A 21,691-nucleotide genomic window follows, 5' to 3' on the forward strand; every position below is an offset into this window, starting at 1 on the left:
CGCGACCTTCCAAAAAAAACAGCGGCCCAAATGGGCCGCTGTTTTCTATTTCTAAACCATGCCGGATCAGTCCAGTGTGCGGGTGACTTCTTCGCGCTCGAAGATTTCGATCACGTCGCCTGCGCGGATATCGTCGTAGTTCTCGAACGCCATGCCGCATTCCTGACCCGACTGAACCTCGGCCACTTCATCCTTGAAGCGTTTCAGCGTCTTCAGCGTGCCTTCGTGGATCACCACGTTGTCGCGCAGCAGGCGGACGCCCGCGGAGCGGCGGGCAACACCTTCGGTGACCAGACAGCCGGCAACCTTGCCCACACCAGTGACCTTGAACACTTCGCGAATCTCGGCGTAACCGATGAACTTCTCGCGGATCTCAGCGCTCAGCAGGCCCGAAGCGGCCGCTTTCACGTCGTCGACGAGGTCATAGATCACCGAGTAATAACGGATCTCAACACCCTTCTGGTTCGCCGTGTTCCGTGCCGAAGCATTCGCTCGTACGTTGAAGCCAAAGATCGGGGCACCCGAAGCTTCGGCCAGGCCGACATCGGTTTCAGTGATTGCGCCAACGCCCGAATGCAACACGCGCACGCGCACTTCCTCGTTGCCGATTTTTTCCATCGCCTGAACGATGGCTTCGGCAGAACCCTGCACGTCCGCTTTCATCAGAATCGGCAGTTCGGTGACGTTTTCGTCTTCCTTGGCCTTCTGCATCAGCTGCTCAAGGGTGGTCGCGGCACCGGCGGCGGCGCGTTTGTCCTTGGCGGCCTGTTCGCGATATTCGGCGATCTCGCGGGCTTGCGCTTCGGTCTCGGTCACGTTCAGAACGTCACCGGCCTCGGGCGTGCCGTTCAGACCCAGAACCTCGACCGGAACCGAGGGGCCTGCTTCCTTGACGCGATCCCCCTTGTCGTTGATCAGCGCGCGGACTTTACCGTATTGCTCACCCACAACGAAGATATCACCCTGACGCAACGTGCCGTTCTGAACCAGAACAGTGGCCACAGGTCCGCGGCCCACATCCAGCTGTGCCTCGATGACGGCACCCTGAGCTGCGCGGTTCGGGTTGGCTTTCAGTTCAAGAATCTCGGCCTGCAGCGCGATAGCTTCCAGCAACTCGTCCAGGCCCTGACCGGTGATGGCGGACACTTCGACGTCCTGAACCTCACCGGACATTTTCTCGACGATCACTTCGTGCTGCAGCAGATCGGTGCGAACCTTGTCCGGGTTTGCGTCCGGCTTGTCGACCTTGTTGATCGCCACGATCATCGGCACTTCGGCCGCTTTGGCGTGGTTGATCGCCTCGATCGTCTGCGGCATCACTGCGTCGTCGGCGGCAACCACCAGAACCACGATATCCGTGACCTGGGCCCCGCGCGAGCGCATCGAGGTAAAGGCCGCGTGGCCCGGCGTGTCCAGGAAGGTCAGCGTCGTACCGCCATCGGTTTTCACCTGATAGGCACCGATGTGCTGAGTGATACCACCTGCTTCACCGGCCACAACACGTGCGTCACGAATCGCATCCAGAAGCGAGGTCTTACCGTGGTCAACGTGACCCATAATGGTGATGACCGGCGGACGGGGCTGCAGGTCTTCGTCGCTGTCTTCGACCTCTTTGATGACGTCTTCAACATCCGAATCAGAGACGCGGGTGACCTTGTGGCCAAACTCTTCGATGATCAGTTCGGCGGTGTCTGCGTCGATGGTCTGGTTCTGGGTAACCATCATGCCCATGTTCATAAGAGATTTGACAACGTCAGCCACACGCTCGGCCATACGGTTCGCCAGTTCCGAGACCACGATCGCCTCGGGCAACTGAACGTCGCGGATAACCTTTTCCCGCTCGACCGGGCCGCCCATGGCTTTTTGACGCGCACGCTCTTGCTTGCGCTTCATCGACGCCATCGAGCGTTGGCGGTTGCCTTCGCCACCGGTGGCCTGACCCAATGTCAGCTTGCCCGAACGGCGGTTGTCATCGCGTCCTTTGCCACGGCCGCGCTGTTCCCGTTCACGATCCTGTTTGCGCGGGGTCGCCGCGGGTGCCGGCTTGCTGGCCGGTGCACGGGCGGCTTTGGGTTCTTCGGGGGCCGGAGCGGCAGCAGCGCGTTTGGCAGCTTCTTCTGCCTCTTTGCGCTTGCGCTCTTCATCTTCGGCCTTTTGACGTGCGCGCTCTTCAGCCTCACGCTGTTCGCGTTCCTTGGCTTCCTGCTCGGCCCGGCGACGGGCGCGTTCTTCCTCACGCGCCTTTTCCGCTGCCTCACGGGCGGCGGCCTCTTCGACCTCGCGGGCCTTGGCGGCCTGCAGTGCCTTCATCCGGCGTGCCATTTCCGCATCGGAAATCCCGGCAGGGCGGCGCGACGGATCACCCGAGGGCGTTGCTCCGCCACCCGGTTTGCCGGCGCCCGGCTTGGGAACCACCACGCGTTTGCGTTTGGTTTCCACCACGACATTCTTGGTACGTCCGTGGCTGAAACTCTGTTTCACATTTCCGGGGCGTGCCCCGCCACGAAGACCCAATGTCTTTTTGCCGTCATTATCGCTCATAAAGCTTCTTACCCTTCCGCGCGGCCCCTGCCGCCGTCATCCGTTTCGCGCAAGCCACGCAGGCGCTGCGCTTCCTCTACAACACGTTTGGCGAGTCCACCAGAGGCCAAGGCCGCATGAATCACCGTTTGGCGCCCAAATGCCTGTCCTAACTCGTCCGCAGTGAGCCACCCGATGTATTTGCCGAAGTGCGGCGTGCTGAGTTTCGACTTGCCGCGCCCCGATCCATCTGTGGCCTGAATCAGCACCTGGGCCTCTTCCCGGTCCAGCCACGTCTTGACCTTTTCGTACCCGGCGACCGCGTCACCGGACTTGCGCGCAAGGCTCAACAATTCGATCACCCGGCGCGTAACCTGTTTCTCGACTTCGCTCACCAGGTCCTTTGACACGTTCACCTGCGCCTTGAACCCACGGGCAAACAGTTTCTTGCCCACCGCCTTGTCCAGCGCAGCGCGGTCCGCCGCGACATAGACCCCGCGCCCCGGCAGTTTCGCCGCGACATCCGGGTAAACCTGTCCGTCCGGCCCCGTCACAAAGCGGATCAACCCGTATTTTGGCTGAACCTCGCCCGTGGCGATGCACTTGCGCTCAGGTCCGTCAGACCGATCCTTATGAACGCCACCGCGACTCATGTGCGCACCCCGAGGCCCTGAGATCAGGCCTCGGCCTCCTCTTCAGCGACTTCGCTGTCTTCTTCGGCTTGCTCCAGCTCGGCCGGATCAACCCAACCCAGCATGATGCGGGCAGTCATGACCAGATCCTGCGCCTCTTCCAGCGTTACGCCAAAAGGCTCAAGCACACCGTCATCCTTGATACGCTCACCGTCGACCGTGGTCCAGCCACCAGCCAGTTCCCAGTCGGCGCAAGTGGCAAAGTCTTCCAACGTCTTCACGTCGTCCTTTGCCAGAGCTTCTACCATTTGGGGTGTCAGACCTTCGAAATCAATAAGGCTGTCCTCAGCGCCCAAAGCGCGGGCTGCGTCCAGCGCCGCCTTGGCCTGGGCTTCCAGGAATTCGCGTGCGCGGGTTTGCAGTTCCTGCGCAGTGCCTTCGTCAACACCATCGATCACCAGCAGTTCGTCGATCTCGACATAGGCCACCTCTTCCAGATTGGTGAAACCTTCCGACACCAGCAACTGCGCGAAGAATTCGTCCAGATCAAGGCTGTCCATGAACAGCTTGGTGCGGGCTTCGAATTCTTTCTGACGGCGGGCCGATTCCTCGGCCTCGGTCATGATGTCGATATCCAGGCCGGTCAACTGGCTGGCCAGACGCACGTTCTGACCGCGGCGGCCGATGGCGAGGCTCAGTTGCTCCTCGGGTACAACCACTTCGATCTTGCCAGCTTCTTCGTCCAGAACCACCTTGGAGACCTCGGCGGGCTGCAGCGCGTTCACCAGGAAGGTCGGCTGATCTTCGTTCCACGGGATGATGTCGATCTTTTCACCCTGCAGCTCGTTCACAACGGCCTGCACGCGGCTGCCGCGCATACCTACACAGGCACCGACGGGGTCGATCGAGCCATCATAAGAAATTACAGCGATCTTCGCGCGCGAGCCGGGGTCACGGGCCACAGCTTTGACCTCAATGATGCCGTCATAAATTTCCGGCACTTCCATCTTGAACAGCTCGGCCATGAATTCCGGCGCGGTGCGCGACAGGAAGATCTGGTGGCCACGCACTTCGCGGCGGACTTCCTTGATGTACGCACGCACGCGGTCATTCGGGCGATAGCTTTCGCGACCGATCTTGTCATTGCGGCGCAGAACAGCCTCGGCACCGCCCAGATCGACGATGACATTACCAAATTCTTCGCGCTTGACTGCGCCGTTGATGATGGTGCCCGCGCGATCCTTGAATTCTTCGTATTGACGATCACGCTCGGCTTCGCGGACCTTCTGCAGGATCACCTGCTTGGCGGATTGAGCAGCAATACGGCCCATTTCAACCGGCGGAACCTCTTCGACGAAGACATCGCCAACTTCGGGAGCTTCCATGTACTGCTTGGCTTGCTCGACGGTCATCTCGGACTGATAGTTCTCCAGCTCTTCATCCTCAACCACGGTGCGGACGCGGGTGAAGGTCGCCTTTCCGGTCTTGCGGTCGATGGAAACGCGGATGTCCATTTCCGCGCCGTAGCGGCTCTTGGCGGCGCGGGCGAGCGATTCCTCCATCGCTTCGACAACCAGACCGGGGTCGATCATCTTTTCGCGGGCCACGGCCTCGGCGGTCTGCAGCAGCTCCAGCTGGTTGGCTGAGGTGATTGCCATCAGTTCGTCTCCTCTTCGGACCCTTCGGTCTCAATCTCGTCGAAAGCGTTTTCGTTCAGGGCACCGGCGTCTTTGCGCTGGCGCAGCATTTCCTTGATCAGGTCATCGGTCAGGACCAGCTTGGCATCACTCAGCCAGTCGAATTGAAGACCGATGGTAATCGTCTCGTCCCCTTCCGGGATATTGATCAGAACCTCATCCCCTTCGATCCCGGCCAGTTCGCCTTTGAAGCGGCGGCGACCATCGATCAATTCGGCGGTTTCGATCTTGGCCTCATACCCTTCGAACATCTCGAAATCCTTGAGACGGGTCAGAGGGCGGTCGATGCCAGGGCTGGACACTTCCAGCGTATAGGCGTCAAGAATCGGGTCCTCAACGTCCAGCGTGGCGCTGACCGCGTTGGAAATCTCGGCGCAATCATCCACTTCGATGCCACCATCTGGCTTGTCAGCCATAATCTGCAGCGTGGTCTGCTTGCCGCTCATCAGGCGGATGCGGACCAGCTCATACCCCAGATCTTCGATCACGGGGGTGATGATCTCGGCCAGTCGCCGGTCGATAGCAGCTTTGGCAATAAGGTCGTTTGTCATCTGGTGCTCTACCCTTCGAACGGGCACAAAAAAACGGGCGCGCGGCCCGTCGAAATTTCCGGTGGAGCCCCGGACCGAAGCCCGACACGCCGCTGTTGAAACTGCATATACGCAGGGTTTGTCGAAACTGCAACCCCCGGCAGGATTCGTGAACGGATTTACACCCGCCACCACCGCTCGGCGATGCGCCCGTCATCCAGCGCGCGCCTTGCCCCGATCTGGCGCGGCATACCCACGTGCGGAGCTACGGCCAGCGCCATATCCGATTCGCTGGGGTGATAGCGCAGACCGCGGTGACCCTTCAGATCATCGCCTTCGGGCAGGGCCGCCACATCCACATATCCATCCCGCAAAGCCTCGGCCCGGACGCGGGCGTCCGGGATCACGATGATCTCAAAGGTGTCGGCCCACCCGGCGGTACCGTCCTTGTAGTGCGCGGCTACCTTGGAACCCAGGAAATGGCGATCATCCTCGGCCCGTTCGACGCGGTAACACCCGGTGCCATTGGCCGCGTGCAGAGGTGTTACGCCCTGCCCGTTGCGCGTAATGACAAATCGGCTGTTGGCCAGCAGGAAGGGCAGTCCGGGGTTGGGCTCAGCCAGTTCCAGCCGCACCGAATCCGCCGTCAGCGCCTCGGCCTGCCCGACCTCGCGCAACACCGAGACTACGTCGGCCACTTCCAGAGACGCACCATCGTGGAACGCCACATCGGTGCGCAGATCAAAATGCCAGACGCGCGCGTCGGATTCGGTTTGCCAGCCAATCGCCAATTCGCCCCGCAAGGTGCCGTCGGGCGCAATCTCGGTCAGGGTGTCGAAAACGGCGCCACGGGCCACCTGTTCCAGACTGTCATCGCGCGGCACCGCCAGCCGCAGTATACCACCAGCCTTCGGCGTATCCGCCAACGAAGCCCCCGTGGCCGCCAGCAACGCGGCAGCAGCACCCGAGGCAAACAGAGCACGGCGGTCAATCCGGGTCATGCCACCCCCTCGGCCACGCGGTCCATGATGCGGACCAGCTCGGCGCTGATACCGGGCTCAGAGAGGGCGTGACCTGCGTTGCGTACCATTTTCAGCTCGGCGTTGGGCCAGCGTTCGGCAAGATTCCAAGCGGCCTGTGGTGGGCAGATCATGTCATAGCGCCCCTGCACGATATGGCCGGGGATATGGGCGATCTTCTCGACCTGATTCAGAATCTGCCCGTCTTTCTCAAGGAAGGCCGCATTGATGAAATAGTGATTCTCGAGCCGCGCAAAGGCACGCGCATATTCGCCAGGGCTTTCCCCTGTCGCACCGTTGGTGTGGATCGACGCCAGCGCGTTTTCCCATGCCGACCACGCCCGCGCATACAGAATCTCCGTTGCGCGATCCCCCGAGAATAGTCGCTTGTTATAGGCCCCGATGGTATCGGACAGCTCTGCCTCGGTCAGCAGAGCGGTGAATTTCGCCCATGGCTCGGGCCAGAACTTGCCCGCGCCACCGCCATAGAACCAGTCCAGCTCAGCCTTGGTGGCCAGAAACACACCGCGCAGCACCAGACGGTTCACCCGGTCAGGATGGGTTTGCGCGTAGATCAGTGCCAGAGTCGCCCCCCAGCTGCCACCGAACACCGTCCAGTCGTCGATATCGAGCAAGGTCCGCAACCGCTCGATATCAGCGACCAGATGCCACGTCGTGTTGTCGGTCACCGAGGCATGGGGCCGCGACCGGCCACATCCGCGTTGATCAAACAGAATCACACGATAAACCGTCGGATCGAAGTACCGCCGCATCGCGGGGCTGCAGCCGCCTCCGGGACCGCCATGCAGCACGACAACCGGCAGCCCATCGGGATTGCCGCATTGCTCCATATAGATACGGTGCCCGTCGCCGACATCGACCATGCGCTGATCGAAAGGATCGATCGGCGGGTACAGATATTGAACTGCGCGCTTTTGGTCCGGGTACTTGTCCATTATGGCCCTATATAGTCCTTAAACGTAAAAGAGCATACGGAGACAGGAATGCAAGCGCATCCGAACACGGTGGACCCATCCGAGATCGCAAAATTCGAAGCGATGGCGGCGGAGTGGTGGGACCCTCATGGGAAATTCAAGCCTCTGCACATGCTGAATCCGTGCCGCTTGGACTATATCACACAACAGATCGCAGGCGAATTTGACCGTGATCTGAAGGCCCCGCGCCCGTTCGAAGGCCTACGCCTTCTGGATATCGGCTGCGGTGGCGGACTGCTTAGTGAACCGATGGCGCGTCTTGGGGCCACGGTGGTCGGCGCCGATGCTGCCGAGGGCAACCTGCCCGTCGCGCGCATCCATGCCGAGCAATCGGGGCTTGTGATCGACTATCGCCACACCACCGCCGAGGACATGGCCGCGGCGGGTGAGCAATTCGATGTGGTGCTGAACATGGAAGTGGTCGAGCATGTGGCCGACCCGGCGGGTTTTCTGACTGCGTCGCAGCAATTGCTGAAACCGGGCGGCTTGCTGATCTGTTCAACCATCAACCGCAACCCGAAATCCTATGCGATGGCGATTTTCGGGGCCGAGGTCGTCATGCGCTGGCTGCCGCGCGGCACGCACGAATGGAACAAGTTCATCACCCCCGACGAATTGTTCGACCTGCTGCGTCAGGCCGGGATGGAGCCGGTGGACCGCAAGGGGTTCGTGTTCAACCCAATCCTGTGGAGCTGGTCGATCTCGGATCGCGATCTGAGCGTGAATTATGTGACGGCGAGCGTGAAGCCAGAGTGACCTAAGCGACCGAATTGCGCTAACAACCATCCTATGTGCAATCAGAACTCAAGTTTAGCTGGTACACCCAATTGATGAATAGATGGACCAAGAAGTGGTTTCTCCCGTTCTATGACCGAAACCCGTTTTTCGGGAGCATTTTGGGCTTGGCCTGCGTTGTCTTCGCATTTGTTGTAATTGGTTCCTTTACCGTCGCTATGAAAGAACTTGCTGGTTTTCCAACACTCGTAGTGATTTTCGCTCTAACTCCCTTTTTCGTCATGTTGCTCAAACCTTTGACGATGGTGATTTTTTTAGCGAACGAGTCCCTGTGGAAATCACTCGGAATCTATAACCTTCTGGGGATTGAGGGGCGCCCTATTCGGAGCCGCTATAAAGTTGGGGACTAGAGTATTGTCTCGTGCCCGTGGAGATTTCGATAGGCGCCAAGACTGAGCGTCTAGCCCCTACTCCCCCTCCAACTGCAACCGCAAATCCCGCAGCACGGGCAGTGTGCTGCGGACCCGCTCCAGCCCCAGCTCTCCGACGACACGGTTGATTAGCGGCGCGATCGACGAAATCGCCTGATCGCGCGCCCGGCGACCGGCGGGGCTGATCGCGACCATCTTGCGGCGGGCGTCGTCCCAGTCGGGGCGGATGTGGATGTATCCGGCCCATTCCAGCTTGGCCAAGGTGTTAGTCATCGCTCCGCGTGTGACGTGGAAGGTGCTGGCCAGTTGCGCCGGGGTCCGCTCGTCGCCGACAAACACCAAATGGTTCAGCACCGAGAAATGCGAGATTTCCATGCCCTTGGGCAGCACCCGGCTGAGCCGGTTCCGCAATAGCTGGTCGGCGGTCAGGATCTCGCTGAACAGCGCGACCGCAAGGGCATTGTGTTCGTCAGTCATGTCTCGGTTCTGGATCAGGGCCCGTCGAAAGGCCGCATGTGAGTCAGCGAGGGCACGCGACGGCGCGCCTCTGCCACAGAACTATCATCCAAATCGAAAAAGTGAATGCCCGGATCGGTTCCTGCGTCGATGACGACCTCTCCCCACGGGGCCACCACCATGCTGTGCCCGTAGGTGTGGCGGGTTCTGCCGCGCGTCTTCGGGTGCGCGCCGGTCTGCGCCGGGGCCAGTACCCAACAGCCGTTTTCAATCGCCCGCGCCCGCAGCAGCGATTGCCAATGGGCCGCACCGGTGACCGGCGAAAACGCCGACGGGACCGTCAGAATACGCGCCCCCGCCTGCGCCAAAGCCGAATAGAGCTGCGGAAACCGGATATCATAACAGATCGTCATTCCGACCGCGCCGAAATCGGTCTGAGCCATCACCGCCCTGTTCCCGGGACGATAGTTTTTGGATTCGCGGAAAGTCTCGGAATCTGAGACCTGCACGTCGAACATGTGAATCTTGTCGTACCGCGCCACGATCTGTCCCTGTGGGCCGATCATGAAAGAGCGGTTGGCGAATCGCCCTTCAGAATCGCGGGTCTTGATCCCCAATGAGCCAATCAGCAACCAGACGCCCAGCGCAGCGGCCTGATCCCGCAGGCCCGCCAGCGTCAGGTCATCTTCTTCATGCTGCAAAACCTCACGCTGACGTGTCGTGCTGGTGGATACGCAGTTCGTCACCTCGGGCGTCAGGATGAACCGCGCACCCTGCCCGGCGGCCTCGACCATCATGGCGCGGACGGTTGCCAGGTTTTCGGCCGGATCATCCGACGAGGTGAGTTGCAGCAGCGCGGTTTTCATCAGGCCGCCAGCAGACGATCCAGCTTGCCCTGACGCTCCAGCTCATACAGATCATCGCAGCCGCCCACATGCTCGGTCCCAATGAATATCTGCGGTACGGTCCGTTTGCCGCCCGCGCGCTGAATCATCTCGGGCTTGCGTTTGGGGTGCAGCAAGACGTCGATCTCTTTGAATTCGACGCCTTTCTGTTTCAGCAACCGCTTGGCCGCGTGGCAATAACCGCATAGCGGCGAGGTGTAGAGTTCAACCGGCTTCATATTCCGTCCCTTCGGGTTTCGCACAATCCTGAGCGAATTAGGCATCCTTGGCAACGCGCGCCAGAGCCAACACGAAAATATGATTTGCCCCGGCGGCAAGACAAACGCGCGCGCAGGCGGCCAGCGTTGCGCCCGAGGTCATGACGTCATCCACCAGCAGCACATCCCGCCCCTGCATCCGTTGACCCCGTTTGGGGTGCGCCACAATGGCGTCCGACAGCGTTTTAGCCCGTTCGGCAGCGTTTTTGCCATCCAACACCGGAGTCCGCACCCGTCGCACCAGCAAGTCCGGGCAGACATCCAACCCTGTCTGATGCCCCAAATTCTGCGCCAGCAGGGCCGACTGGTTATAGCGCCGTTTCAACAGCCGCGACCAATGCAGGGGCACCGGTGCGATCAGCATGTCGTCGCGAAACAAACTCCGCCCGGCCTGCGCCATCCAGCGGGCCGCCGGCTTCGCCAGTTCCGGCCTGTCCCCGTGTTTCAGTGCTAGAATCAAGGACCGCGCCTTGCCGTCGTACAATAGCGCCGCACGCCCATCCTGCCACGGGCGTGGCGTTTTCATGCAGTCGTCACATTCGATCCGGTGACCGTCCGCCTCGCCCGGCAGCGGCACGCCGCAGCTTTCGCACACCACCCCGCCGATAAATGGTGTGTCGCGCCAGCATTGGCCACACAGGCCGAAATCCGCTTCGGTCAACTCGCCGCATCCCAGACAGCGCGGCGGATAGATCAGCTGAACACCGGTTTGAATCCGCTGCCACATGCGGTAATTGCGCCTTATGAAGCTGCCTGACTCCAACGCACCCTCTCTGTTCGACCGCCCGGCCCTGACCCGGCACCGCGCCCGCGCGCTGGATGACGCGTTGTTTCTGCACCATGCTGCCGTGGACGAGATGCAGGATCGGCTCTCTATGGTTAACAAAACCTTTACGGCACCCGCAGTGGTGACGCCGTTTGCGCAGATTTGGCAGGATGAGCTGCCTGGGGCACTGATCATCGCGGATGACGAAGTTCTGGCTCTCACCCCTGGGGCACATGATCTGGTGATTCACGCTATGGCGCTGCATTGGGCGAATGACCCAGTGGGCCAGTTGATCCAGTGCCACCGCGCCTTGCGACCTGACGGGCTGCTGCTGGTGGTCTGCCTGGGTGGTGAAACCCTGCACGAACTGCGCGCCGCCCTTGGGCAGGCCGAGATCGAAGTCTCCGGAGGTCTCAGCCCGCGCATCGCACCGATGGCCGAACTGCGCGATCTGGGCGGTTTGCTGCAACGAGCAGGCCTTGCGCTGCCGGTGGCCGACACCGCGCGTCTGACGGCGGAATACCGCGACCTGACCCACCTGATGCGCGATCTTCGGGCGATGGGAGAGACCAACAGCCTGTCTGGCCGCGTAAGACACCCCACAAGACGGCAGGTCTTTGCCCGGGCGCAGCAGATCTATGCCGACCACTTCACCACCCCTCAGGGCCGTCTGGCCGCCACGTTCGAGCTGATCTGCCTGACCGGCTGGTCACCCGACGAAAGCCAACAGAAACCCCTACGCCCGGGATCGGCCAAAGCACGTCTTGCCGATGCTCTGGGTGCAAAAGAAGGCAAACTGCCCGATTGACGACCGGGTTTTTCCGGTTATCTCAGCTTGGCACAGAGAAATCTCAGGAAGCTCGACATGTTTGACGCCACTCGCCCATCCCATGCCCCCGAAGACCACCCCAAGGTCAAGATGGGCCGCGTCGGCATTCTGCTGGCCAATCTGGGCACGCCGGACGATTACAGCTATTGGCCGATGCGTCGCTATCTGAACGAGTTTCTGTCGGATCAGCGCGTCATCGACTATCCGAAATGGAAGTGGCAGCCGATCCTTCAGGGTATCATCCTGACCAAGCGCCCCTTCAGCTCGGGCGAGGCTTACAAGTCGATCTGGAACCACGACAAGGGCGAAAGCCCGCTGATGACGATCACCAAGGATCAGACCGCCAAGCTGCGCGATGCGATGCAGGCCCGTTATGGCGACAAGGTCATGGTCGATTTCTGCATGCGTTACGGTAACCCCTCGACCAAGTCCAAAGTACGAAAGATGGTGGCCGCAGGTTGCGACCGTATCCTGTTCTTCCCGCTTTATCCGCAATACGCGGGCGCGACGACGGCCACCGCCAACGACCAGTTCTTCCGCGCACTGATGGAGGAAGTCTGGCAACCGGCCACCCGCACCGTGCCGGCCTATTTTGATGAGCCGGCTTATATCGACGCTTTGGCCGGATCGGTGGAAAAGACCTTTGCGGCGATGGAGACAAAGCCGGACATTCTGGTCGTCTCGTACCACGGAATGCCGGAGCGCTATCTGCAGCAGGGTGACCCTTATCACTGCCAATGCGCTAAAACCTCGCGGTTGCTGAAAGAGCGGCTAGGCTGGTCGGACAATCAGCTTGTCTCAACCTTCCAGTCCCGATTCGGCCCCGAGGAATGGCTAAAGCCCTATACGGTTGACCACGTGGCCGAGCTGGCAAAGCAGGGTAAAAAGAACATCGCGGTGATCGCCCCGGCGTTTTCTGCCGATTGCATCGAAACGCTGGAAGAGATCAACGAAGAGATCAAGGAAAGCTTCGAGGAAGCAGGCGGCGAGAGTTTCACTTATATCCCTTGCCTCAATGACGATGATTCGCACATCACGGCTTTGGGCAAGGTGATCGAAGACAATCTGAAGGGCTGGCTGGACTGATCGGCCCCTTCAATCAGACCCAATCAAACTGGCATGAAAAAAGGCGGTGGATTGCTCCACCGCCTTTTCTCTAGATAGTTCTGTCGAATTAGCTTGCTGCAACAGCTGCGGCAACTACGACCAGCAGGATCAGCGGCAGGATGATGCCCTGCGACGAACCTTGAGTCTCCTCAACAACAACCGGCGCTTCAACAACCGGCTCTTCCAGGTTACCGGCATAAGCGGTCGAAGCAGCAGCGGTCAGTGCAGCGGCGAGAACGAGTTTCTTCATATTAACCTCCAGAATTTGCACGGTTCCAAATAGCGAAACCGCACATCCAAGACTTACCTCGTAGGTTTTTTCTAATCAGCTATCCAACTGGAATGCAATTGCAACTTGCGCCGCAAGCGGGTTCGTGCGCGAAAATGTCGTCAAATAAGCAACACTTGCGTGCCGACCTGCGCCATCGAGAACAATTCCGCGATATCCTCATTGAAAAGGCCGATGCAGCCGTTTGACGAGCGGCGCCCGATTTTGCGCGTATCGTGGGTGCCATGGATGCGATAGTATTTCCAACCCAGATACAAAGCGTGTGTTCCCAACGGGTTATCCGGTCCCGGCGGGATATAGTCCGGCCATTCCGGGTTGCGCTTTTTCATCGACGGCGTCGGTGACCAGCTGGGCCCTTCGACCTTGCGAACCACACTGGTACGGCCACGGCGGGTCAGCTCTTCGGTCAAAGGCACCGAAGATGGATATAATTTGTACACCCGCTGATCATCGGACCAATAGTGCAGGGCGCGCGATACGGTATCGACCAGAATGGCCCCGTTGTTTGTGTTCGAAAAATAGGGCTGCCAGTCCAAGGCACGGAACCCCGAGATATTGCGGCGCACATCTGGTTCCGGTTCGGGTGCAGGGCGCAGCGGGTCGCCGGGAATGTACTGGGCAACCGCAGGCGAGGCCAGCAGAGCTGACGCTCCGGCCAGAAATTCCCGGCGGGAAGGCGCGAAATTGATTTTTTTGACCATGGCGGGCGGTCCTTTTCTAAGGCCAGTCTGAATTTCAGGCTTATTTTATGGCCAGAATGCTTCAGTCGCAAATCAAACCGGCAGAATCATGCGGAACTGGGCTATTGCGCGTTTGCCCAAGGCGGTCTGTCGCGCTATGCCCTAGTTTAAACTAATCATCAGGTCGATCATGACGCGTATCCTTTCTTTACTAATTGCCTGCTTTGTCGCGCTGTCCGCATGTACCCCCGGCAGCACTCCGACATATGGATCTGACGGGCGGCCGCTGCCGACGGTCTACAAAATTCGGGGCAACCCCGAAAAGCTGCAGTTCCGCATGCTTGATTCGGTCAACGCGCTGCGCCAGGCACAGGGGTTGCAGGCGGTGCAGCTGAATTCGCAACTAAACGCCGCTGCGGCCACGCATGCCAAGGACATGGCGCGCCAGAACCGCCCCTGGCACTTTGGGTCGGATGGCTCATCGCCGATCGATCGGGCTCAGCGCGTCGGCTATTACGGCACTTTCCTCGGCGAAGCGATTTCCGAAACCTATGAAACCGAGACCGAAACTCTGGCCGCCTGGATGCAGGAACCCGGCCCGCGTTCGGTGATCATGGACCCCAAGGCTTCGCAGATGGGCTTTGCCTGGCATCAGGAGGGTGGCGGTAAAATCTGGTGGACACTGGAAATGGGCGCGGGCGGGTAACCGCAGCACCATCCGAAAACACAAAAACCCCCGGAGAACCTGACGCAGTCCCTGCGGTGGGAGTCTGGAAGACACAACCCTGTCGCTCGACGCGCGGCAGGAATTTTCTTTTGTTCCAAAAATCGCGGTAGTCAAAGGCGGAGACAGATACCGGACATCCGAGAAATTTTTTTCTCGGATTTGAGACCTACCCGCTTGAACGAAGAAAACCCAAAATCTCAGACATTTCTTTTTCTGTTCTCAGGAATACAACCAATATCCTTTGATCACGAGCTTTACCTTCGAACAGGGCGGAGATCGCGGGCAAATGTCCGTATAGACTTCAACCTATATGGCTCTTCTGGTTTTTGGTCGGAAAACGGCTCAAAGCAGAACCGCGGATATCCGAGGTTTTGATGGCAGGCATGGCAACATTCAACATCAAGCCTTCGCAGCTCTAACCGAGCGCGGGACAACAACGCATCAACTCGTGCGGGAAGCCCGAACCGTTCGAACATCGGACAGCCGCCAACCGATCGTGGCACACACAAGTCCAGATACGACAAAAGGTGACCGGACCTGACGCCGGAACATTTTAATCTCGTTGAAATGCATGGGCCGGGTGCCTGCAAACTCGCCGGCGCCGACAGGAATCACCGCCGTGTCTCTCGCGTATTTGCTTACCAGATCGATCCGCATGACTGGTCCGACCAACGCACAATCTGATGTCTGGGGTAAGCCGGAGAAGTTCGGCAAAGTGAGGGAATACCGCGAGGCGCGGGAGCAGCTCAAAAACAACGGCATGTTTGCCGGGCGCTTCGACCCAGCAACGGATGCGCAGAAGGTGACCGAGGCGTTTATCATCGACCTTATGGAGACTGCCCTCAGGGAAACCGCTGCGGCGTTCCAAATCTCGAATTATCAGTCCGGGCAGGAACGCGGTGACAAAGTTGGCATGATCCATATGCCGTCCGCTTAGCTCGGGCTTCGTCATTACCGCAATCTCCTGCGCACGTGCGGCGTCGAAGGCTCCGTTCAGCTCTTCATTCTCCAAGCCTTGCCCAAGGCAACCGGGATCGGGCACGTCAGCGCACCAGTCCCGCCGGAATTTTCTGAGCGCCTTGTCGTGACGTCGCCAGGCCGTCCTCATTGTCGTCAGCCGGACACCCGACAAATCGGCCACAGCAGGTCGAAACCAATTCCCGACCCGCTGTATGGCCGTCGGGTCATCGGGATACCGGGTAACTTTAGGATCGAACGGATCCCACTGCGTCCGCACCAGCGACACAGTAAATGTAAGGCAGGCCGCCACCATTCCCACCCTGCCCAGCATTCCCACCCCTGCGGGCGAAAGCTCCTCGCGGCGAAGCCGTCGACGCACTAAAAGCGCCGCGCCGACCACCAACCAAGGCGGCACGCGGGTCGTCAGTGGCTCACCGTCGATCTGCGTCCGCACCTGACCCAGCGCTGCCTACAACTGCTCCGGCGTAATGTGCATGTAGGCATAAGTCATCGTGACCAGCGCCGAACCAAAGAACAGAAAGGGGATCACGGGCAAAGCGACACCGACAATCGGTAGATCGACGTTTCGGTCAAGCGCAAAGAAATTGGCGTCGTCGAGGCCAAGAAGCGAAATGCCGACCAAGGTGAGGACACTGAGATATTTGAACCAGATACCACGCGCTGCCTGTGTCAGCGTTCGGATACGCTCGAGATGCCGTTCAACGTTGTCAGACCCTTGAGACATAATACTGTCAGGATGCGCTGAATCGAACAATCTGGGCAAGTCAGCTCCCGCCGCTTGCCACTGTACTGGTCTTCGACTGGTTCCTTGTCATCGGCCGGGGCGGCTGAACCGTCGAAGAACCACCTCGCGGAGGCTAACCAGCGCTGCGCCGTTCGTGGAAGTGATCTTCTAGTTGAAGTGGGCGTTGGCATCTACGCCGAATGTTCCACACAAAAAACTTGGCAAGGCTGAACAAGCCGATACTGACATATGAGTTTGTTTCATGGCCGATCCATATTCGACCTGTAACAAAAGCATACGGGATGAAGCAGGCCTTTGTGCGTGGTGCAGCGAAGGGCAGCGTCGTTGCGCACAGCCGACATCGCGAACAACAGCGCCCGACAGGTTTCTGCGGGTTGCTATTCTGTCGATGATCAAGTGAGCGAAAGTCTTACCCGACTCCTCCGGTAAGTATCTTTCCCTAAGGCTGGCAGCCTACGCCCCTTCGATACGGAGCACCTTGTCAAATTCCCACCGCACGAAATGCGTCACGGAGAACCAAGGGCCTATTTCTTGCCCACAGAGACTTAGGCCGCTTGCATGGACTGCGCTTCGGTCAGAATGGCATACAGTTTGACCGGATCAGGATTGGCCCGCAATTTCGTGCATACCGAGGTGTCGCGCAGGGTTCGTGACACCAGCGCCAGCGCCTTCAGGTGATCCACCCCGGCTTCTTCCGGCGCGAACAGCGCAAAGGCGATATCAACCGGTTGACGGTCGACCGAGCCAAAATCGATTGGTTTTTCCAGCATTACGAAGACGCCGGCAACAGCCTCAAGCTCGGCCATTCGGGCGTGCGGCAGCGCCACGCCATGGCCCACACCGGTGGGCCCCAGGCTTTCCCGCTCCAGTAGACCGTCAACAACGATCTGGGCCCCAAGACCCAATGTCGCCTCGGCCACATCGGCAATTTCCTGAAACAGCCGTTTCTTGCTGGATGCGGCGGACAATACACGCACTGCTTCGGGCTTCAGTATGCTCGAAAGCTCCATGATTACGCTCCATGGCGAGGCCCCCGCAGGTCGCAGGGGCGTGCCTTTGCTATTCTTGCCTGTTACGGATCGATCCAGCCGATGTTGCCGTCATCCCGGCGGTACACGACATTCAATCCGTCCTTGTTTTCATTCCGGAACACCAGCACCGGGGCGCCGGCCAGTTCCATCTGCATAACGGCTTCACCAACACTCAGCGATGGGATCTTGGTTTCCATCTCAGCCACGATCATCGGCTGCAGAGAATCCGGTTCCGCTGCAGACTCCGACTCGTCAGAGGCGAGGATATATGAGGAAGCGCCAAAGAGTTCAACCGGCTCGGACCGATCCTTGTGGTGATCCTTGAGACGGCGTTTGTAGCGGCGCAATTGGGTTTCCATCTTGTCGCAGCAGCCCTCAAACGCTGCGTAGATTTCGGTTGCGTGGGCCTTGGCCTGCGCCGTCAGGCCAGTGGAAAGATGTACGGTGGTTTCGCATACATATTCATGCGCAGAACGGGAAAAGACGACATTGGCATCGGTCGGACGCTGGGCATATTTGCCCACGACCTCGCCCAGTTCGGTCTGCACATGGGTCTGAAGTGCTTCGCCGATGTCGATCTGTTTTCCGCTGATTTGGTAACGCATGTGATCTCCTTCACAATTCACACCCATTCTGACGTCACGTAACGCGACGCGCTTGTTTTTTATCGGGTGGGGGGTAGAGACATTTCCTGCGGTAGCCGCACCGTTTCCCCTTCGATGAAGGGGCATCCTGATCCAGACGGGAACCGAAGAAATGCCATGACCCAATTGAGGCAAGAGACGGCGGAAGAGTCAATCAAAACAGACGTGTATATACGTGATTTCCGTCATGCATTCGGCGCATTCCTGCGCAAGCTCATGAAATCCGGAAATTTTCGCCCAGATAGACACGGCGGACGTTCTCGTTTTCGACCACTTCGTCCGGAGTTCCGGACATCAACACCTGCCCGTCATGCAGGATATAGGCCCGGTCCACAATATCCAGCGTTTCCCGCACGTTATGGTCGGTGATCAGGACGCCGATGCCCCGCTTTTTCAGATCCGCGACAAGGTGGCGGATATCGCCGACGCTGATCGGATCAACACCCGCAAAAGGTTCATCCAAAAGTAGATATTTCGGATCTGCAGCCAGACAGCGGGCAATCTCGACGCGGCGGCGCTCACCCCCCGACAGGGCCAGGGCTGGCGCCCGACGCAGGTGTTCAATCGAAAAATCCGACAACAGCTCTTCCAGCCGTTCCTTGCGACGATGGGCGTGACGCACCGTAATATCCAGAACGGCGGCGATGTTGTCCTCGACGCTCATGCCGCGAAAGATCGACATCTCCTGCGGCAGATAGCCGATACCCAAACGCGCACGGCGATACATCGGCAATGTTGTCACCACCTGCCCGTCGATCGTGACCGTTCCAGCTTCGGGGAAGACAAGCCCGGCGACCGAGTAGAATGTGGTCGTCTTGCCCGACCCGTTCGGACCCAGCAGCGCCACAACTTCGGACCGGCCCAGCGTCATCGACACATCCCGGATCACCGTTTTCTTGCGGTAGGATTTCCGCAGCCTTTCGATCCTGAGACCGGAATTGCCCTCGGCCACGGTCAGTTCGGGGCGCGCCATCAGTTGTTGCCCTGTTGCAGGATGGTTTTGACGTTGCCGGTCATCGTCGCGGTACCTGCGGTCAGGTCGGCATTCATCTGATCACCGCTAATGGTGCTGGGGCCTTGGTTCAAAAGCACGTTGCCCTTCATCACGATTACACCGGAATCGATGGTGTATTCGGCCCAGTCGCCCTCGGCCGCGTCGGGCGGGCTGACCAGAACCACATCCTCGGTCGCTTCCATCCGCTCGATGCCCGAGCGATCCTGATTGTAAATCACCAGCACCCGTTCAGCGGTCAGGCGCATTTCGCCCTGAATGACGATCACATTGCCCAGAAACTCGGCCGATCCATCCTCTTGATTGACATTCAGCTTTTCCGAAGTCACCTCAACCGGCAGGCTCGGATCGGCCTGGGTCGCGCCAAACGCAACCTGTGTCTCCTGCGCCGCCGCTGAAAAGGCGCCAAGCGTCAATAAGAGGCAAAGTGGGGCAAATCGTAAATCGAACACCGGTTATCTTTCTGCTTTTTCAGGCTCGTATACCAGCTTCACGCCATCTGTAAAAAGAATATGCACTGGTCCGTCGGTTTTTTCGGTACCAAAAGTCATGCTTCCCGCAGTGAAATTACCGATAATCCCGGTTCCGTTGACCTGCCCTGGCGCGTCACCCCGGATCTCGTCCAGTGAAGTGTTCAGCAGGTCGGTCGTGATTTCCGTGCCGTCGGTCGAAGTGATGACGACATCACCGACAAAGGTGGCCGTGTTCTTGTCGGGCCGGATCATGCCCGAGTTGGAATCCAGCGTAATAACGCCGCCACTGGACAGGTTCATGCGACCACGGAACTCGGCTGCGGTCGGAATTGAGCCTTCCCTTCCCTGCGTTGCCCGGATCGCCTCGATCTGAACCTCTTCGCCCTTGCGGGTGGTGCCGCGATAATTCGGCTGCGTCACCACCTGATCGGCTAACCGTTCATCAATGTCCTGCTGAGTAAACGGGACACTGACATTGGTTTCGATACTGCGCGACAGAAGGAAAACGGTGGACAGCATCAGGATGGCTACCAAAGGCAGCACCACCTTGAAGAACTGAACCATGCGTGAATGTCCGTCCACCGTGCGACCCTCCACCTAGCCCAGACCGACGCGCAGGCAGTCATGTATATGCAGCAGCCCCTGCGCCGGGCCCTGCGTTTCGGGGTCGACCACGAACAGCGACGTGATCTTGCGGTCGTTCATGATCGCCACAGCCTCTTCCGCCATGGCGTTGGGCGCGATGGTCAGCGGGTTGCGGGTCATGACCTCGTCGGTGGTCTTGTTCAACAACCCTTCCATGTTCCGGCGCAAGTCGCCATCGGTGACGATCCCCATCAGGCGGCCCGCCTCATCAGTCACACCGACGACGCCAAAGCTCTTCTGACTCATGACCAGCAGCGCCTCGCTCATGGGGGTACCGGCGGATACCACGGGCAGATCGGCGTGCATCAGGTCTCGCACGGTGGAAAGCTGCGCCCCCAGTTTGCCGCCGGGATGGAAGGCGCGGAAATCCTCGGGTTTGAAATCGCGATACTTCATAAGGGCAATCGCAAGCGCGTCGCCCATTGCCAGTGTCAGCGTGGTCGAAATCGAGGGCACCATGCCAAACCCGCAGGCTTCACCCAGCGATGGGATCAGCAGATGCACATCCGCTTGCTTCATCAGCGTGCTTTCCGGCTTGCTGGACAATCCGATCAGCGGGATACCGAAACGGCGGGTAAAGGCCAGAAGGTTCACCAGTTCCGGTGCCTCGCCCGAATTCGATATCGCCAGAACCACATCGCCTTTCGACACCATCCCCAGATCGCCATGGCTGGCCTCAGCCGGGTGCACGAAATAGGCAGGTGTGCCGGTGCTGGCCAGGGTCGCGGCAATCTTGTGGCCGATATGGCCAGACTTGCCGATGCCACTGATGATAATCCGTCCCGGGGCCTGCAGGATCAGTTGCACGGCCTCGGCAAAGTGCTCGTCCAGACTGTCTGCCAGAACGTCCAGCGCGCGGGCCTCGTCGGTGACGACCTGCCGGGCGGTTCTCAGGAATGCTTCGATATCGGTCATGAGTGCGCAAAAATATCCGTTTCGGGCCAGCCTGCGAGGTCGAGTTTCGCACGCGTCGGCAGGAAGTCAAAACACGCCTGCGCCATTTCAGTGCGACCTTCGCGGGCCAGACGCCCATCCAGCGCTTCGCGCAATTGGTGCAGGTACAGTACGTCCGAAGCGGCATAGTCCAGCTGTGCGTCGGTCAGGGTCTCGGCGCCCCAGTCGCTCATCTGCTGCTGCTTCGATATATCGACCCCGATCAGCTCTTGGCACAGGTTTTTTAGACCGTGGCGGTCGGTATAGGTGCGTACCAAGCGGCTGGCGATCTTGGTGCAATAAACCGGCGCGGCCAATGCGCCAAAGGTGTGGTACATTGCGGCAATGTCAAACCGGCCGAAATGGAACAGCTTCAGCACATCGGGGTTTTCCAGCATGGCGCACAGATTCGGCGCCTGCGCCTGACCCTTTTCAACCTGCACGATATGGCTGTTGCCGTCGCCGCCTGACATCTGGATCACGCAGAGGCGGTCGCGATGCGGGTTCAGCCCCATGGTTTCGCAATCAATAGCCACAACAGGGCCCAAGTCCAACCCGTCTGGCAGGTCGTTTTTATAGAGATGGTTTGCCACGCGGGTCTTCCTTTGTCCGGTATTGCTCCCGAGATAGGAGGTTTGATCCCCGAACTCAA

General features: G+C 59.4%; 25 protein-coding genes. 5 read left to right on the forward strand and 20 right to left on the reverse strand.

Translation table 11 applies throughout. The annotated features are described in order from the left end of the window. Window positions 1-66: 66 nt before the first annotated feature. The 6 genes from infB to pip all read right to left on the reverse strand — a co-directional run bounded on the left by infB (window position 67) and on the right by pip (window position 7,354). The gene (gene infB, locus ACR0IM_RS14185) at window positions 67-2,541 is read right to left on the reverse strand and encodes a translation initiation factor IF-2 (RefSeq protein WP_480641944.1); all 2,475 of its coding nucleotides are present in this window, start codon (window positions 2,539-2,541) and stop codon (window positions 67-69) included. A gap of 8 nt (window positions 2,542-2,549) precedes the next feature. Next, window positions 2,550-3,173, reverse strand: coding sequence for an RNA-binding protein (locus ACR0IM_RS14190; RefSeq protein ID WP_480641943.1), 624 nt, complete (start codon window positions 3,171-3,173; stop codon window positions 2,550-2,552). Window positions 3,174-3,196: 23 nt separating this feature from the next. Beyond that, window positions 3,197-4,810, reverse strand: a complete 1,614-nt coding sequence (gene nusA / locus ACR0IM_RS14195) for a transcription termination factor NusA (protein ID WP_480641942.1) — start codon at window positions 4,808-4,810, stop codon at window positions 3,197-3,199. Then, window positions 4,810-5,400, reverse strand: coding sequence for a ribosome maturation factor RimP (rimP, locus tag ACR0IM_RS14200; protein WP_424832006.1), 591 nt, complete (start codon window positions 5,398-5,400; stop codon window positions 4,810-4,812). The genes nusA and rimP overlap by 1 nt, the downstream gene beginning before the upstream one ends. A 158-nt stretch (window positions 5,401-5,558) precedes the next feature. Then, window positions 5,559-6,380 (reverse strand): ABC transporter substrate-binding protein, encoded by an 822-nt coding sequence (locus ACR0IM_RS14205; protein ID WP_480682320.1) that lies wholly within the window; start codon window positions 6,378-6,380, stop codon window positions 5,559-5,561. Continuing rightward, window positions 6,377-7,354, reverse strand: a complete 978-nt coding sequence (pip, locus tag ACR0IM_RS14210; protein WP_480594455.1) for a prolyl aminopeptidase — start codon at window positions 7,352-7,354, stop codon at window positions 6,377-6,379. Before pip ends, ACR0IM_RS14205 begins: the two co-directional genes overlap by 4 nt. Before the next feature lie 48 nt (window positions 7,355-7,402). On the opposite strand from pip, the gene ubiG reads away from it, so the two are divergent. After that, window positions 7,403-8,149 carry a bifunctional 2-polyprenyl-6-hydroxyphenol methylase/3-demethylubiquinol 3-O-methyltransferase UbiG gene (gene ubiG / locus ACR0IM_RS14215; protein ID WP_480594454.1) on the forward strand — a complete coding sequence of 249 codons (747 nt, stop codon included), beginning with the start codon at window positions 7,403-7,405 and terminating at the stop codon, window positions 8,147-8,149. Window positions 8,150-8,595: 446 nt separating this feature from the next. Here the strand turns inward: ubiG and ACR0IM_RS14220 are convergent, their stop codons facing one another. From ACR0IM_RS14220 to ACR0IM_RS14235, 4 genes are read right to left on the reverse strand one after another with little or no spacing between them, the layout of a single operon-like run. After that, entirely contained in the window at window positions 8,596-9,036 is a 441-nt protein-coding gene (locus tag ACR0IM_RS14220; protein ID WP_475212401.1) for a MarR family winged helix-turn-helix transcriptional regulator, read from the reverse strand. Between the two features lie 14 nt (window positions 9,037-9,050). Further along, window positions 9,051-9,881, reverse strand: coding sequence for a carbon-nitrogen hydrolase family protein (locus tag ACR0IM_RS14225; protein WP_480682321.1), 831 nt, complete (start codon window positions 9,879-9,881; stop codon window positions 9,051-9,053). After that, window positions 9,881-10,138: a glutaredoxin 3 gene (gene grxC, locus ACR0IM_RS14230; protein ID WP_170327797.1), complete on the reverse strand. Its 258-nt coding sequence runs from the start codon at window positions 10,136-10,138 to the stop codon at window positions 9,881-9,883. Before grxC ends, ACR0IM_RS14225 begins: the two co-directional genes overlap by 1 nt. Window positions 10,139-10,175: 37 nt before the next feature. Beyond that, window positions 10,176-10,904 (reverse strand): double zinc ribbon domain-containing protein, encoded by a 729-nt coding sequence (locus ACR0IM_RS14235; protein ID WP_480682322.1) that lies wholly within the window; start codon window positions 10,902-10,904, stop codon window positions 10,176-10,178. Window positions 10,905-10,920: 16 nt separating this feature from the next. Here ACR0IM_RS14235 and ACR0IM_RS14240 point away from each other — a divergent pair, with 16 nt between their 5' ends. Both ACR0IM_RS14240 and hemH read left to right on the forward strand, forming a co-directional pair. After that, on the forward strand, window positions 10,921-11,751 hold the full coding sequence (locus ACR0IM_RS14240; protein ID WP_480682323.1) for a methyltransferase domain-containing protein: 831 nt from the start codon (window positions 10,921-10,923) through the stop codon (window positions 11,749-11,751). Between the two features lie 57 nt (window positions 11,752-11,808). After that, complete coding sequence (gene hemH, locus ACR0IM_RS14245) at window positions 11,809-12,858, forward strand: ferrochelatase (RefSeq protein WP_480682324.1); 1,050 nt, start codon at window positions 11,809-11,811, stop codon at window positions 12,856-12,858. An 88-nt stretch (window positions 12,859-12,946) separates the two neighbouring features. Here hemH and ACR0IM_RS14250 read toward each other — a convergent pair whose 3' ends face one another. Next, window positions 12,947-13,129 carry a hypothetical protein gene (locus tag ACR0IM_RS14250; RefSeq protein ID WP_010442520.1) on the reverse strand — a complete coding sequence of 61 codons (183 nt, stop codon included), beginning with the start codon at window positions 13,127-13,129 and terminating at the stop codon, window positions 12,947-12,949. Between the two features lie 140 nt (window positions 13,130-13,269). After that, window positions 13,270-13,869 carry a L,D-transpeptidase gene (locus ACR0IM_RS14255; RefSeq protein ID WP_480641935.1) on the reverse strand — a complete coding sequence of 200 codons (600 nt, stop codon included), beginning with the start codon at window positions 13,867-13,869 and terminating at the stop codon, window positions 13,270-13,272. A gap of 169 nt (window positions 13,870-14,038) precedes the next feature. Here ACR0IM_RS14255 and dalA point away from each other — a divergent pair, with 169 nt between their 5' ends. Together dalA and ACR0IM_RS14265 are read left to right on the forward strand one after the other, a co-directional pair. Further along, window positions 14,039-14,554: a divisome-associated lipoprotein DalA gene (gene dalA, locus ACR0IM_RS14260; RefSeq protein WP_480594448.1), complete on the forward strand. Its 516-nt coding sequence runs from the start codon at window positions 14,039-14,041 to the stop codon at window positions 14,552-14,554. A 676-nt stretch (window positions 14,555-15,230) separates the two neighbouring features. Beyond that, window positions 15,231-15,512, forward strand: a complete 282-nt coding sequence (locus ACR0IM_RS14265; RefSeq protein ID WP_480594447.1) for a hypothetical protein — start codon at window positions 15,231-15,233, stop codon at window positions 15,510-15,512. 492 nt (window positions 15,513-16,004) lie between these two features. Here ACR0IM_RS14265 and ACR0IM_RS14270 read toward each other — a convergent pair whose 3' ends face one another. The 8 genes from ACR0IM_RS14270 to ACR0IM_RS14305 form a co-directional block, all read right to left on the reverse strand. Continuing rightward, the gene (locus ACR0IM_RS14270; RefSeq protein WP_480682325.1) at window positions 16,005-16,280 is read right to left on the reverse strand and encodes a hypothetical protein; all 276 of its coding nucleotides are present in this window, start codon (window positions 16,278-16,280) and stop codon (window positions 16,005-16,007) included. 566 nt (window positions 16,281-16,846) lie between these two features. Further along, window positions 16,847-17,311 carry a PTS sugar transporter subunit IIA gene (locus tag ACR0IM_RS14275; protein ID WP_480594444.1) on the reverse strand — a complete coding sequence of 155 codons (465 nt, stop codon included), beginning with the start codon at window positions 17,309-17,311 and terminating at the stop codon, window positions 16,847-16,849. 62 nt (window positions 17,312-17,373) lie between these two features. Beyond that, entirely contained in the window at window positions 17,374-17,937 is a 564-nt protein-coding gene (hpf, locus tag ACR0IM_RS14280; protein WP_480594443.1) for a ribosome hibernation-promoting factor, HPF/YfiA family, read from the reverse strand. Window positions 17,938-18,190: 253 nt separating this feature from the next. Beyond that, a complete protein-coding gene (lptB, locus tag ACR0IM_RS14285; protein ID WP_480594442.1) occupies window positions 18,191-18,949 on the reverse strand; it encodes an LPS export ABC transporter ATP-binding protein in 759 nt (252 codons plus the stop codon). Then, window positions 18,949-19,440 carry an LptA/OstA family protein gene (locus ACR0IM_RS14290; RefSeq protein ID WP_480594441.1) on the reverse strand — a complete coding sequence of 164 codons (492 nt, stop codon included), beginning with the start codon at window positions 19,438-19,440 and terminating at the stop codon, window positions 18,949-18,951. The genes lptB and ACR0IM_RS14290 overlap by 1 nt, the downstream gene beginning before the upstream one ends. Before the next feature lie 3 nt (window positions 19,441-19,443). Further along, the gene (locus tag ACR0IM_RS14295) at window positions 19,444-20,043 is read right to left on the reverse strand and encodes an LPS export ABC transporter periplasmic protein LptC (protein ID WP_480594440.1); all 600 of its coding nucleotides are present in this window, start codon (window positions 20,041-20,043) and stop codon (window positions 19,444-19,446) included. Window positions 20,044-20,058: 15 nt separating this feature from the next. Continuing rightward, complete coding sequence (locus ACR0IM_RS14300) at window positions 20,059-21,021, reverse strand: KpsF/GutQ family sugar-phosphate isomerase (RefSeq protein ID WP_480641933.1); 963 nt, start codon at window positions 21,019-21,021, stop codon at window positions 20,059-20,061. Further along, a complete protein-coding gene (locus ACR0IM_RS14305) occupies window positions 21,018-21,632 on the reverse strand; it encodes a ribonuclease D (protein WP_480594438.1) in 615 nt (204 codons plus the stop codon). The genes ACR0IM_RS14300 and ACR0IM_RS14305 overlap by 4 nt, the downstream gene beginning before the upstream one ends. Window positions 21,633-21,691 lie beyond the last annotated feature (59 nt).

Source organism: Ruegeria sp. BF6 (genome assembly GCF_056538665.1).

Coding starts and splice junctions, on each gene's coding strand:
- ACR0IM_RS14190 (WP_480641943.1), bottom strand. CDS start 3,173: ATGAGTCGCGGTGGCGTTCATAAGGATCGGTCTGACGGACCTGAGCGC.
- dalA (WP_480594448.1), top strand. CDS start 14,039: ATGACGCGTATCCTTTCTTTACTAATTGCCTGCTTTGTCGCGCTGTCC.
- pip (WP_480594455.1), bottom strand. CDS start 7,354: ATGGACAAGTACCCGGACCAAAAGCGCGCAGTTCAATATCTGTACCCG.
- grxC (WP_170327797.1), bottom strand. CDS start 10,138: ATGAAGCCGGTTGAACTCTACACCTCGCCGCTATGCGGTTATTGCCAC.
- ACR0IM_RS14205 (WP_480682320.1), bottom strand. CDS start 6,380: ATGACCCGGATTGACCGCCGTGCTCTGTTTGCCTCGGGTGCTGCTGCC.
- ACR0IM_RS14220 (WP_475212401.1), bottom strand. CDS start 9,036: ATGACTGACGAACACAATGCCCTTGCGGTCGCGCTGTTCAGCGAGATC.
- ACR0IM_RS14235 (WP_480682322.1), bottom strand. CDS start 10,904: ATGTGGCAGCGGATTCAAACCGGTGTTCAGCTGATCTATCCGCCGCGC.
- ACR0IM_RS14250 (WP_010442520.1), bottom strand. CDS start 13,129: ATGAAGAAACTCGTTCTCGCCGCTGCACTGACCGCTGCTGCTTCGACC.
- ACR0IM_RS14240 (WP_480682323.1), top strand. CDS start 10,921: ATGAAGCTGCCTGACTCCAACGCACCCTCTCTGTTCGACCGCCCGGCC.
- ACR0IM_RS14265 (WP_480594447.1), top strand. CDS start 15,231: ATGACTGGTCCGACCAACGCACAATCTGATGTCTGGGGTAAGCCGGAG.
- nusA (WP_480641942.1), bottom strand. CDS start 4,810: ATGGCAATCACCTCAGCCAACCAGCTGGAGCTGCTGCAGACCGCCGAG.
- ACR0IM_RS14300 (WP_480641933.1), bottom strand. CDS start 21,021: ATGACCGATATCGAAGCATTCCTGAGAACCGCCCGGCAGGTCGTCACC.
- ACR0IM_RS14275 (WP_480594444.1), bottom strand. CDS start 17,311: ATGGAGCTTTCGAGCATACTGAAGCCCGAAGCAGTGCGTGTATTGTCC.
- hemH (WP_480682324.1), top strand. CDS start 11,809: ATGTTTGACGCCACTCGCCCATCCCATGCCCCCGAAGACCACCCCAAG.
- ACR0IM_RS14225 (WP_480682321.1), bottom strand. CDS start 9,881: ATGAAAACCGCGCTGCTGCAACTCACCTCGTCGGATGATCCGGCCGAA.
- hpf (WP_480594443.1), bottom strand. CDS start 17,937: ATGCGTTACCAAATCAGCGGAAAACAGATCGACATCGGCGAAGCACTT.
- rimP (WP_424832006.1), bottom strand. CDS start 5,400: ATGACAAACGACCTTATTGCCAAAGCTGCTATCGACCGGCGACTGGCC.
- infB (WP_480641944.1), bottom strand. CDS start 2,541: ATGAGCGATAATGACGGCAAAAAGACATTGGGTCTTCGTGGCGGGGCA.
- ACR0IM_RS14255 (WP_480641935.1), bottom strand. CDS start 13,869: ATGGTCAAAAAAATCAATTTCGCGCCTTCCCGCCGGGAATTTCTGGCC.
- ubiG (WP_480594454.1), top strand. CDS start 7,403: ATGCAAGCGCATCCGAACACGGTGGACCCATCCGAGATCGCAAAATTC.
- lptB (WP_480594442.1), bottom strand. CDS start 18,949: ATGGCGCGCCCCGAACTGACCGTGGCCGAGGGCAATTCCGGTCTCAGG.
- ACR0IM_RS14270 (WP_480682325.1), bottom strand. CDS start 16,280: ATGTCTCAAGGGTCTGACAACGTTGAACGGCATCTCGAGCGTATCCGA.